Annotated in this window: 7 protein-coding genes and 1 tRNA gene; 1 reads left to right on the top strand and 7 read right to left on the bottom strand. The window is 75.3% G+C overall.

The window, feature by feature from the left end; all coding sequences use genetic code 11:
- Positions 1 to 127 precede the first annotated feature (127 nt).
- A tRNA-Pro gene (locus tag ACPYO4_RS04445) sits at positions 128 to 204 on the top strand.
- A gap of 98 nt (positions 205 to 302) precedes the next feature.
- Here ACPYO4_RS04445 and helR read toward each other — a convergent pair.
- The 7 genes from helR to ACPYO4_RS04410 all read right to left on the bottom strand — a co-directional run bounded on the left by helR (position 303) and on the right by ACPYO4_RS04410 (position 12,499).
- Positions 303 to 2,453: an RNA polymerase recycling motor ATPase HelR gene (gene helR, locus ACPYO4_RS04440; RefSeq protein WP_425708010.1), complete on the bottom strand. Its 2,151-nt coding sequence runs from the start codon at positions 2,451 to 2,453 to the stop codon at positions 303 to 305.
- 512 nt (positions 2,454 to 2,965) lie between these two features.
- Entirely contained in the window at positions 2,966 to 4,966 is a 2,001-nt protein-coding gene (locus tag ACPYO4_RS04435) for an acyltransferase family protein (protein ID WP_425708009.1), read from the bottom strand.
- A gap of 266 nt (positions 4,967 to 5,232) precedes the next feature.
- Positions 5,233 to 6,279, bottom strand: coding sequence for an aspartate-semialdehyde dehydrogenase (locus tag ACPYO4_RS04430; RefSeq protein ID WP_425708008.1), 1,047 nt, complete (start codon positions 6,277 to 6,279; stop codon positions 5,233 to 5,235).
- Positions 6,276 to 7,550 (bottom strand): aspartate kinase, encoded by a 1,275-nt coding sequence (locus tag ACPYO4_RS04425; RefSeq protein ID WP_425708007.1) that lies wholly within the window; start codon positions 7,548 to 7,550, stop codon positions 6,276 to 6,278. Before ACPYO4_RS04425 ends, ACPYO4_RS04430 begins: the two co-directional genes overlap by 4 nt.
- A 176-nt stretch (positions 7,551 to 7,726) precedes the next feature.
- Positions 7,727 to 8,512, bottom strand: coding sequence for a TSUP family transporter (locus ACPYO4_RS04420; protein ID WP_425708006.1), 786 nt, complete (start codon positions 8,510 to 8,512; stop codon positions 7,727 to 7,729).
- 9 nt (positions 8,513 to 8,521) lie between these two features.
- Entirely contained in the window at positions 8,522 to 9,121 is a 600-nt protein-coding gene (recR, locus tag ACPYO4_RS04415; RefSeq protein ID WP_425708005.1) for a recombination mediator RecR, read from the bottom strand.
- A 9-nt stretch (positions 9,122 to 9,130) separates the two neighbouring features.
- Complete coding sequence (locus ACPYO4_RS04410) at positions 9,131 to 12,499, bottom strand: DNA polymerase III subunit gamma and tau (RefSeq protein ID WP_425708004.1); 3,369 nt, start codon at positions 12,497 to 12,499, stop codon at positions 9,131 to 9,133.

The raw sequence follows: 12,499 nt of genomic DNA, 5'->3' as shown, positions 1-12,499 counted from the left end.
GGGCCGGACGGCACGACGTTCGACCGGCGTCGCGGCCGCGCCTCCTCCGCACCCGCGCATGTGTGGCGTACCACCTGGTCGAGGAGCGGTGCGCCCCGGCCGAACGGGTAGGCTGGTCCGGTTGCCACGGGGTGTGGCGCAGCTTGGTAGCGCGCTTCGTTCGGGACGAAGAGGTCGCAGGTTCAAATCCTGTCACCCCGACCACGTGGAGGGCCGCTGACCTGCGGAGACGCAGGGAGGTGGCCCTTCGTCGTTCTCGGCCCCGTCCCGGGCCGCCCGGCGTGCCCGATCGGCCCACGCGCTCAGCCGGTCAGGACGACGAGCTGCTGGGTCGCGCGCGTCATCGCGACGTAGCGATCCACGGCCCCCTCGACGCCGTCGCCCCAGGCTGCCGGCTCGACGAGGACGACGAGGTCGAACTCGAGCCCCTTGGCACGCTCGGGGGTCAGCGACGCGACCCGCGGCCGCTCGGGGAACGTCTCGTCACCGATGACGCACGCGACGCCGTCGGTCCGGTCCGCGCTGTCCTCGAGCCACTGGTCGATCACCGCCTCGAGCTCGTCGACCGTGCCGTACCGCACCGGGACGCCCGTGCTGCGCACCGACGTCGGGACGGCGGCGTCCGGGAGCACCTCCCGGATGACCGGCTCGGCCCGCGTCATCACCTCACTCGGGGTGCGGTAGTTGACGCTCAGGGTCGCGCGTCGGGCGTTCCCGATGCCGCACCGCGCGAGGCGCTCCTCCCAGGACTCGGGGAACCCGGACCGCGCCTGCGCCCGGTCGCCGACGATCGTCAGGCTCCCCGAGGGGCAGCGCGCCCGCACCATCTGCCACTCGGCGTCGGTCAGCTCCTGCGCCTCGTCGACGACGACGTGGGCGAACGGGCCGGCCAGCACGTCGACCGGCGGCGTCCGGCGGGTGATCCCCGCGTCGAGGGAGGCGCGCAGGTCCTGCCCGTGCAGCATGACGACCGGACTGTCCGGGTCGTCGATCGACTCGAGGATGCGGTCGACGGCGTGGTCGAGCTGCTCTCGCTCGACCTCGGACTCGAGCTCGGCGTAGCGGTCCCCGGCGCTGCGGCCCGGGCCCCCGATGCGACGCCGCGCGGCGTCGAGCACCGGGAGGTCCGCGGTCGTCCACGCCCACCGACCGGCACGCCCGAGCGAACGCACCTCGTCGTCGGTGAGCCACGGCGCGCAGCGCCTCAGGTAGGCCGGCACCTCCCAGAGGTCGGCGACGACGTCGCTCGGGTCCAGCCTGGGCCAGGCCCTCTCGAACGCGCCGGCGAGCTCGTCGTTGCCCAGCAGGGCACGACGCACGCGCACGGGCGTGACCTCGTCGTCCTCCTCGATCTGGTCGATCAGCCCCTCGACCAGCACGTCCCACACCTGGTCGCGCGCCTCGTTGTGCGGCAGGCCGACCTCGGGCGAGCGGAACGCGGTGGCCCAGTCCGTCGTGGAGACCACGAGGTCGGCCCACGGGGTCCCGACGACGAGCGGCTCCGTCGGGGGCTCCTCATAGATCCCGACGGCGGCGTCGACGGCCCGGACGACGTCCGCCGAGGACTTGAGCCGGGCCACCTCCGGGTCCGGCTCCTGCGCCGCGCCCGCCCCTTCCGGGACGAGGTCGCGCAGGGTGCAGGCGCGCACCCCGTCCTCGCCGAGGTTCGGGAGCACGTCGGAGACGTAGGACAGGTAGCGGTCGTTCGGACCGACGAGCAGAACGCCGCCGCGTCGGTGGCCGAGCCTGGGCTCGGAGTGCAGGAGGTAGGCCGTCCGGTGCAGCGCGACCACGGTCTTCCCGGTCCCGGGCCCGCCGTCGACCACCAGCGCCCCGTCCGCGGCGTCGCGGATGATCGCGTCCTGGTCCGCCTGGATCGTGCCGAGGACGTCGCGCATGCGTGGCGAGCGGTCGGCGCCGAGGCTGGCGAGGAAGGCGGAGTGGTCGTCGAGCGAGGCGCGGGACCCGAGCTCGCCGGAGAACACCTCGTCCCAGTAGTCGTTCACACGGCCGCGGCTCCAGCGGTAGCGGCGGCGGGCGGTCAGGCCCATCGGGTCGGCGTGCGTGGCGGCGAAGAACCGCTCGGCGGCCGGCGACCGCCAGTCGACGAGGAGCCGGCGGCCCGCCCGGTCCGTCAGCCCGGTGCGCCCGACGTAGACGGGCTCGTCGCCGTCGCCCGGGACGAGCCGGCCGAGGCACAGGTCCGCGCCGAAGCGCAGGGCCATCCGCAGCCGGGCGGTGAGCCGGTGGACCTCCTGGTCGCGTTCGAGCGCCTGCTGCCCACCCCCCGCGGGTGCGCGGCGTGCCCGCTCCAGGCGGTGGGTGAGGTGCCGGACCCGGTCCTCGACAGCGGCGGCGACGGCAGCCAGGTGCTCCTCGTCCGGCCCGATCAGGTCGGGGTCGTCCTTGGCTGCCAGGTGGTACGGCAGGTGGAACATGCGTGGCGTGGTCATGGGGCCTCCGGGGGCGCGGGCTGGCGACGAGCCCGCGATACTGCCCCACGAGGGGGGCCTTGCGGCAAGATCCCCCACCCGCCGTACACTTGGGGCAACGGCGGAGGACGGCTCGACGACGAGCGTGACCCGCGTACACCGAGGAACCTGACGGCGGGTCGCCGCGCCGGACGAGCGGCACGCGCGCACACCCGAGCAACGACGAGGGGCCGCAGGCTGTGTGCCTGCGGCCCCTCGTGATGTCTGCGCTGACCCGACGAATCCCCCTGCGATCCGTCCGGACGGCGGTGGCAGATCCGTGGCACGTCCCGGCTGTCCCCCCGGATCGTCCGGGACGCGCCACGGTGTACTGCTGCGGACGCCCCCGCGCCCACAACCCATCCTGCCGCCTCGACACGTTCCCGCTCACCGTCACGAGGGTGAACTCCGGAGCGAATGTCTCCACCGCGAGGAGGAGAGAGCACTACCCACGTGCCCGGCCTGCGCGGGGCTCGTCGATGTGGTACCGGTCTTCACGGGCAGGTGGCGAGCGCCTCGTCGATCGTCGCTGCGTACCGGCCCGCGCCCGCGGTGCCGGGGTGGATGTGGTCCGGCCCGAGCAGCTCGGGATCGGCCTCGACGACGGCGGCCCAGTCGGCGACGACGACGCTCGGGTGCCGCTGCGCGGCCTCGTGGATCGCGCCGTTGGCCTCGGGGATCCAGGTGGCGCTGCCCGGTCCGGACCCGGTGACCAGCACGACGCACCGCTCCCCCGCGGCCTCGACGAGCTCGTCGATCTCGCCGGCCCGGACGATGCCGTTCGTCGCGCCGGCCACGACCAGGTGCTCGCGCAACGAGCCGGTCCGCGCCATCTGCTCGACGATGCCGATCTCGGCGAGGAACGACCGGGAGACCTCCGCATCGACCGTCACGCCAGGCAGCGCCTCTCCGAGCGCCGGGCCGGCGGCCAGCGTGACTGAGTCCCCGACGACGCTCACTGCCTCGCCCGGGGTCGGGTCGGCGCCCGGGGTCGGGTCGGCGCCCGTGCTCCCACCGGGGTTCGCCTCGGCGTCGGAGGGGGTCTCGCCGCCCGGCCCGTCCGCGCCGTCCGACGAGCTCGGGGCGCCGGCGCGGTCCTGGTCCCCGTCGGGCGTGCCGGGTCCGCCGCCGGGTGTGCCCGGGTCGTCGGCGCCCGGGTCCGCCGTCCCGGGGGCCGCGCCGTCGGGCTCCTCCGCCGGCCCCGGGTAGGTCACGACGCCACCGGTTCCGTGGGCGGAGGCGAAGAGCTCCTCGGTCGAGGTGCGGTCGGGCGCCTCGTCCACGGCCCAGGCCGTGCCCGTGAGCACGAGCGCGGACACGGCCGCCACGGGTACCGCGAGGGTGGTGACGCGGCGTCGGAGCGAGGCCGCGGCCCCGCGCAGGCCGAGACGCCGGAACGGGGTCTCGACCCAGCGGTAGCTCGCCTCCGCCGCGAGGAGCGTCGCCGCGAGCACCCCGAGCGCGACGAGGCGCGGGTCGGCGTACGGCCAACGGGCCTGGGCGAGGACCAGCAGCGGCCAGTGCCACAGGTAGATCGAGTACGAGCGCTCCCCGAGCCACACCACGGGCGGGAGCTCGAGCGCTCTGGCGAGGGAGCGGCCGGGCGACCGGGAGAGGACGGCCGGCGTCATCGCCTGGACCACGAGCGCGGCGAGGACCGAGGCGGCCAGGAGCAGCCACGGGGTGGCGAGGTCGCTCGCCGCCGTCCCGAGGACCGCCAGGCCGACCAGCCCCGCGAGCGCTGCCCACCCGGCGAGGCCGCGGATCGCACCCAGGGCCGGCTCCGTGCCCCTCGGGGCGGCGCCACGGGCGGGGTGGCCGGCGGCGGGGTACCAGAGTCCGTCGCCGGCTCGCGCAGGGGCCGGGGCCAGCGCGAGGGCGAGTGCGGCGCCGAGCATGAGGCCGTAGAGGTGGGTGTCCGTGCCGAGGTAGGCGCGCGAGCCGCCGAGGCCGGCGGCCAGCGCCACGGATCCGGCGCCGATCCCGAGGGCCAGGAGGGGCCGGACGCGGCGCGGGGCTCGCCAGATCACGAGGAGCACCAGGGGCCACAGGAGGTAGAACTGCTGCTCGACGCCGAGGGACCACGCGTGCGTGAGAAGGGCCGGCGTCTGCTGGTCGAAGTAGCTCTGGCCGTCGGCGACCTGGACCCAGTTCGCGGTGAAGGTCAGCGTCCCGGCGAGCTGGCGGCCGATCCGGACCAGCACGTCGCCGCCGACGAGCCCCGCGAGGGCCGTGACGACGAGCGCGCACACGGCCACGGCAGGGGCGAGCCGGCGGAAGCGGCGCACGACGAACCCGACGACGTCGACCGAGCCGGTGCGTCCGATCTCGCGCACGAGCAGCGAGGTGATGAGGAAGCCGGAGACGACGAAGAAGACGTCGACGCCGATGTTGCCGGCCGGGGCGAGCCCGGGCAGCAGGTGGTAGACGAGGACGAGCGCGCAGCCGAGCGCGCGCAGGCCGTCCAGTCCCCTGATGCGTCCACCCACCGACATGCGGCGCGCTCCCTCCCGCTGGTGCCCGCCCGGTCGGGACGGCGGCACCATGGAACACCACAAGTCCCTCGAGTCACAGGAGACACGCGGGCCACAGCCGTCCCGCGCCGGCCCGGCGGGCGCACCCGCCCGAGGGACCCACCGCCACGACGGACGGCCCCACCCGGCGGACGCGCACGGCCGCAGCCGCGGTTCGGGCGGTCGGGGAACGGCCGCGGGGCCCGCGGACCCACAGGTCCACGGGCCCCGCGCGGGCGTCCCGGAGGTCAGCCGGCCAGCTCGGCCGCGAGCAGCTCCCCGATCTGGACGGTGTTGAGGGCGGCACCCTTGCGCAGGTTGTCGCCGACGACGAACATCGCGATCCCGCGACCGTCCGGGGCGGCGCCGTCGGCGCGGACACGGCCCACGAGCGTCTCGTCCCGGCCCGTTCCCTTGAGCGGGGTCGGCAGGTCGTCGAGGGCCACACCGGGGGCCGTGGCGAGCACCTCGAGGGCCTGCTCGGGGCCGATCTCCCGCTCGAACTCGGCGTTGACCGACATGCCGTGGCCCGTGAAGGTCGGGACGCGCACGCACGTGCCGGACACGCGCAGCTCCGGCAGCTCGAGGATCTTGCGGGACTCGTTGCGCAGCTTCTGCTCCTCGTCGGTCTCCCGCGAGCCGTCGTCCACGATGCTCCCCGCGAGGGCGACGACGTTGAAGGCGATCGGCTCGGCGTAGACCTCGGGGGCGGGCAGGTCGACGGCACCGCCGTCCAGGGCGAGTGCCTCGATGTCCTGCGTGACGCCCGCACGGACCTGGCCGGCGAGCTCGCGCACGCCGGCGAGACCGGAGCCGGAGACCGCCTGGTAGCTCGTCACGGTGAGGCGGACCAGCCCGGCGGCCTCGTGCAGGGCCTTGAGGGCCGGCATCGCGGCCATCGTCGTGCAGTTGGGGTTGGCGACGATCCCCTTGGGGCGGGCGGCCACCGCGTGCGGGTTGACCTCGGAGACGACGAGCGGGACCTCGGGGTCCTTGCGGAACGCGGAGGAGTTGTCGACGACGACCGCACCGGCCTCGGCGAACCGCGGCGCCCACTCCCGCGAGGTGCCGCCTCCCGCGGAGAACAGCGCGACGTCGATGCCCGCGAGGTCGGCGGTCTCGATGTCCTCGACCACGATCTCCTCGCCCCGGAACGGCAGGCGCGTGCCGGCCGAACGGGCGGTGGCGACGAAGCGCACGTCCGCCGGGGAGAGCTCGCGCTGCGCGAGGAGCTCGCGCATCACGCGTCCGACCTGTCCGGTCGCACCGACGACCGCGACCTTGAGTCCCTTCATCGCCCGGTCCCTCCGTACACGACGGCCTCGGTGTCCTGCGCGTCGAGGTCGAAGGCGGTGTGCACCGCGCGCACCGCCGCCGTCAGGTCCTCGCCCCGCGTGACGACGGAGATGCGGATCTCCGACGTCGAGATCATCTCGATGTTGATGCCCGCGTTGTACAGGGCGTCGAAGAGGCGCGCGGAGACGCCCGGGTTCGAGCGCATGCCGGCGCCCACGAGAGAGAGGAGGCCGACCTCCTCGTCCGCGCGCAGCTCGCCGTACCCGATCTCCTCCCGGGCGGCCTCGAGCGCGCGCCGCGCGGCGGCGACCTGCGTGGTGGGGAGCGTGAAGGAGATGTCGGTCGTCCCCGTCGCCTTGGCGGAGACGTTCTGGACGATCATGTCGATGTTCGCCTCGGCGGCGGCCACGACCCGGAAGAGCCTCGAGGCGGAGCCGGGGATGTCCGGCACGTCGACCACGGTGATCTTCGACTGGCTCTCGTCGTGGGCGATGCCCGAGATGATCGGTTCTTCCATGTCGGCTCCCTCGTAGGTGTCCTCGGAGGTGACCAGGGTCCCCTCCAGGTTCGAGAACGACGAGCGCACGTGCAGCGGCACGCCGTAGCGGCGGGCGAACTCGACGGCCCGCAGGTGGAGGATCTTCGCCCCGTGGGAGGCGAGCTCGAGCGTCTCCTCGAACGAGATCCGTTCGATCTTCCGGGCCTTGGGCACGATGCGCGGGTCGGCGGTGAACAGGCCGTCGACGTCGGAGAAGATCTCGCAGACGTCGGCGTCCAGCGACGCGGCGAGCGCGACGGCGGTCGTGTCGGAGCCGCCGCGGCCCAGCGTGGTGACGTCGTTGCGCTCGTTGACACCCTGGAAGCCGGCGACGATGGCCACCTGGTCGTCCTGCAGCGTCTGCAGGATCCGCTCGGGCGCCATCTTGACGATGGACGCGCGCCCGTAGTTGATGTCGGTGACGAGGCCGGCCTGCTGACCGGTGTAGGACCGGGCGCGTACACCCTCGCCCGTCAGCGCCATCGCGAGCAGCGACATCGAGATGCGCTCGCCGGCGGTCAGGAGGATGTCGAGCTCGCGGGCCGGCGGGTCGTCGGGCATCACCTGGGCGGCGAGGTCGAGCAGGTCGTCCGTCGTGTCACCCATCGCGGAGACGACGACCACGACCTCGTGGCCGGCCTTCTTCGTCGCGGCGATCCGGCGCGCGACCCGCCGCAGCGCCTCGGCGTCACTGACGGAGGACCCGCCGAACTTCTGCACGACACGTGCCACTGCGGTGCCTCCCGCTGGTCGATGGTGTGCCGACGGATCAGGCCACCGCCGACGTCGTCGTGCCGACAAGGATAGGGCGGCCGCCCGAGGGCCGGACAGGTGGTCCCGATCCGCGGACCCGAGTGACGCCTCACACGGGGTCCCGTCGTAGCGGGGGCCACCGTCGCGGGGCCCGGTCACCACCAGCCGAGCTCGTCACCCATCTGCCGGCCCAGCCGCACGACGAGGACCGAGACGACGACGACGAACACCACGCGCACGAACCCGGACCCGCGGGCGACCGCCGTGCGGGCCCCCAGGTAGCCGCCGGCGAGGTTGCCGACGCCGACGGCGAGGCCCGCCGCCCAGACCACGTGGCCCGCGGGGACGAAGAAGAGCAGCGCGCCGAGGTTGGTCGCGAGGTTGACGATCTTGGCGATGCCGGAGGCCTGGAGGAACGCGTACCCGAGCAGGCCGACGAGGCTGATGACGAGGAAGGATCCGGTGCCGGGGCCGAGCACGCCGTCGTACATGCCGATGACGGCGCCGATCGCGCAGGCCGCGGCGAGGTGCCGCCGGCCGGTGAGCCGCAGCGCGTTGTCGCGGCCGACGCTGGGCCGGGCCACCGTGTAGACGAGGACCGCCACGCAGGCGCCGAGGATGATCGGGGTGAACGCCTGCTCGGGGATCGAGGAGGCGATCGCCGCGCCGCCGACCGCCGCGAGCAGCGCGGCGCCCGCCATCGGGAGCGCGGTGCGCAGGTCGACGTGCACGCGCCGGTAGTAGGTGATCGAGCTGACGGTCGTGCCCATGATCGAGCCGACCTTGTTGGTGGCCACGGCCGCGAGCGGGCTCATCCCGGGGACGAGGAGGAGGGCGGGGAGCTGGATGAGGCCGCCGCCGCCCACGACGGCGTCGACCCAGCCGGCGGCCAGCCCCGCGAGGGCGAGCAGCAGGAGGACCGTGAGGTCGATCTCGGGCACGGCCGGGGCTCAGGACGAGATGCGCGTGCGGCCCTCGAACGACCGGCCGAGGGTGACCTCGTCGGCGTAGTCGAGGTCGCCGCCGGCGGGGAGCCCGACGGCGAGGCGCGAGACCGGGATCTCGAGCTGTCCGAGCAGGCGGGTGAGGTAGGTGGCCGTGGCCTCGCCCTCGATGTTGGGGTCCATGGCGAGGATGACCTCCTCGACCGGGTGCTTGCCGATGCGGGTGAGCAGGTCGGCGATCCGCAGGTCGTTCGGGCCGACCCCCCGGAGCGGATCGATGACTCCCCCGAGCACGTGGTACCGGCCGCGGAACTCGCGCGTGCGCTCGATGGCGACGACGTCCTTGGGCTCCTCGACGACGCACAGCAGCGCGTAGGTGCGGCGCTCGTCGGCGCATATCCGGCACAGCTCGGCCTCGGCCACGTTCCCGCACTCGTCGCAGAACCGGACCTTGGCCTTGACCTCGACGAGGGCCGTGGCGAGGCGGGCCACGTCCTCCGGGTCGGCGGCGAGCACGTGGAACGCGATGCGCTGGGCAGACTTCGGCCCGATCCCGGGCAGCTGCCCGAGCTCGTCGATCAGGTCCTGAACCGCGCCGTCGTACACGCGGGAAGCCTACGTCCCCGGGGGGACATCGGCGCCCGGTGACCGTTTCTCGAGGATCCGCGCGCCGAACGCGGAGATCAGCAGGTCGACCCCCATGAGGCCGGACTGGTCCGCGTCCTCGTCGTCCGGGGAGGGCTGGTCGTCGGCCGGGTCGACCCGGGGCCGGGCCGGGCGTTCCTGACCGGTGCCACCCGGTCCGGTGCCGGCGCCCCGCCCGGCGTTCCCCGCAGGCTCCTCGCCGCCGTCGAGGGGTCGCTGCCCGGGCAGCACGACGGGCGGCGGCTCCGGACCGTCGTCCTCGGGTGCGTAGCGCTCGTCCGGGGGCGGGTGGTCGCCGTACACGCCCCGGTCCGCGGTGTATGCGCCGGCGCCGTCGCGCCCGGCGCCGGGCCCGTACGCCTCGGCGCCGGCCGCGTCAGGACCCTCCGTGTCGGAACCGTCCACGTCGGGACCGGCCGCGTCCTGGTCCGGGCCGACGACGGAGCTCTCGTCGACGGCCTCGCCCACCGGGCCGCGCGGCCCGGCCGGGGCGGACCAGCCGTCCTCGTCCGCGACCTCGGGTCCGGGCAGGTCGGCGAGATCGTCCTCGTCGGGACTCGCGCTCACGCCCGGCCCCGCGCCCGGACCGCCGGGTGAGCCGGGCGATGTCGCTGCGCCGGGCGAGGTCGACGACGTCGGAGCGGCCGGCGACGTCGACGACATCGGTGTGGTGGGTACGGGTGCCACGGACGCCGGGGCCACGGAGGCGGCCCGTTCCGAGCCCTCGTCCCCGGCCGCGGCCTCTCGCAGGGCTCGGCCGGGCACGGCCACGGCCGGCCAGCCGTCCGGACCCACCGGCGGCGGGGCGGGCGGGCGTGACTCCGTCGCCTCAGCGCTCACCGGCGGCGGGGCGGGCGTGCGTGACTCCGTCGCCTCGTGGTCGAGGGGGGCGCCCGGCGGACGGTGGCCGTCGGACGGCGCGCGGTGGCCGTCGGCGGGCGGGCCCGGGTCGGTCTCCGGCTCCGCGTGGGCGTGCGAGGACGGCCCGCCGTCCGGGTCGACGGCAGGCTCGCCCTCGGGCGTCAGGGGGACGCCGGGCGTCGGCGCGCCCTGCTCCGGCGGGTGGGCTCCGACCTCGGAGCCGTCCCCGGTGGCCGCGCCGGGCTTCGGGGCGTGCGGCGGTGCGTCGTACGGGTCCGCGGGGGGCTCGGGCTCGGGGGCTCGATGACCGGGGTCGTCGTCGGAGCCGCTGCCGCGCGCGCCCGCGGGTCGTCCCGGGCGGGGCGAGCGTCCCCGCGCCCCGGACGTCTGGGCGTCCGCACCGCCGCCGGGAGGAGCGCCCGCCACGGCCGACGTCGTGCGGAGCCGCACACCGAACGTGCGTCGCAGCGCCTCCTCGACCGGCTCCGCGTGCCCGCCGTTGCGGAAGGCGTCGGCGAGTCCGGCACTCGGGAAGTCGAGGCGCACCTCGTCCGAGGAGACGTCGCCGACGACGGCGTTCTGCGACACGAGCGCCCAGGTGGCGCGGCGCAGCCCGGCCAGCACCTCGACGACCTCGCTCCAGCGTTTCGAGACCGCCTCCGGGCCGATGCCGTCCGCCGTCCCGTCGGCCGCGCTCGGGCCAGCGGTGCCGTCCGCGGGCATGTCGCCCTGCGATGCGCCTCCCTGGCCCTCCGGGCGGTGCGGCCCCGCTGGCGTCGGGGCGTCGTCCCGCGCCTGTGCGGTGCCCGACGGCGGTGGCACCTGCCGGTCGGCCGCCGGCTCTGCGGACGGGGCCGGCGGCGGTGCCGCTGCCGCGTCCGCGGCGACTCCGTCCGGTGCCTTGCCCGCGGTCGACGGGCTCGTGGTCGAGCGGCTCACGGCACCCGGACGGTCCGCCGACTCTGCCGGCGACGCGCCCCCGTCGGACGACCCGCCGGACGACGGCGCCACGGGGGGCGAGAGCATGTCGCGCCAGTCCGGCGCGACCACGGGCTCCGGCGGCACCTGCGCGGGCTCGCTCCCCGACCCGGCGGGCGCGGCCCCCGCGTCCGACACCTGCCCGCCCGCGGACGAAACGCCCGGGCCGGGGTCGACCTCCGTGCGGGCATCCCCTGCAGGGCGGCCTGCGGCGAGCGGACCGGCACCCTCGATCTCCCGACCGACGTCGCCGCCGGTCGTCGCGCGCCCGGGTGCACTCCCTCGGGCGGGCGGCGCCTGCGGTGCCGACGCGCCGCCGTCGTGGGCGATCGCCCCGCCCGAGGCGAGGGCCTGCTCGACCGTCTCGACGCGCGCGAGGATGCCGGCCTCCGCGTCCCCGACGCCGGGCAGCAGGATCCGTGCGCACAGCAGCTCGAGGTGCAGGCGCGGGCTCGTGGCCCCGGTCATCTCCGACAGGGCGGCGTTCGTCAGGTCGGCGGCCCGGCTCAGGCGGGCGGAGCCCATGCGCTGAGCCTGGTCCTGCATGCGCGTCAGCTGGTCCTGCGGGACCCCGCGGAGCACGGAGTCGGCCTGCTCCCCGGCGACCGAGATGACGACGAGGTCGCGGAGCCGCTCGAGGAGGTCCTCGACGAACCGTCGGGGGTCGTGGCCGGTCGCCACGATGTCGTCGACGACGTCGAACAGCGCTGCGCCGTCCCGGTCGACGAGCGCGTCGACGACCGAGTCGAGCAGCGCCGAGTCGGTGAACCCCAGCAGCGCGGAGGCGCGGTCGAGTGCGAGCGTGCCGCCGGCCGAGCCCGCCACGAGCTGGTCGAGGACCGACAGCGAGTCACGGACGGACCCGCCGCCCGCCCGCACGACCATCGGCAGGACGCCCTCGGCGACCTGCACCCCCTCGGCCTCGGCGAGCGAGCCCAGGTAGCCGGTGAGGACCCGGGGCCCCACCAGCCGGAAGGGGTAGTGGTGCGTGCGCGAGCGGATCGTGCCGATGACCTTCTCGGGCTCCGTCGTCGCGAAGACGAACTTCACGTGCTCCGGGGGCTCCTCGACGAGCTTGAGCAGGGCGTTGAAGCCCTGGGGCGTGACCATGTGCGCCTCGTCGAGGATGAACACCTTGTACCGGTCGCGCACGGGGGCGTAGGACGCGCGCTCGCGCAGCTCGCGGGCGTCGTCGACGCCGTTGTGGCTGGCTGCGTCGATCTCGACGACGTCGAGCGAGCCACTTCCCCCGCGCGCGAGCTCGACGCACGAGTCGCACGTCCCGCACGGGGTGTCGGTGGGGCCCTGCGTGCAGTTGAGGCAGCGCGCGAGGATCCGGGCCGACGTGGTCTTGCCGCAGCCGCGCGGACCGGAGAAGAGGTAGGCGTGCGTGATGCGGCCGGTGCGCAGCGCGGCCATGAGCGGCTCGGTGACGTGCTCCTGGCCCACGACCTCCTGGAAGGTGTCCGGGCGGTACCGGCGATACAGGGCTGTCGTCAC

This window comes from Georgenia sp. Z1491 (assembly GCF_049856175.1).
GTDB lineage: Bacteria > Actinomycetota > Actinomycetes > Actinomycetales > Actinomycetaceae > JB111.
Note: the sequence above shows the minus strand (reverse complement) of the source record. Positions and strands in the feature narration are given on the sequence as shown.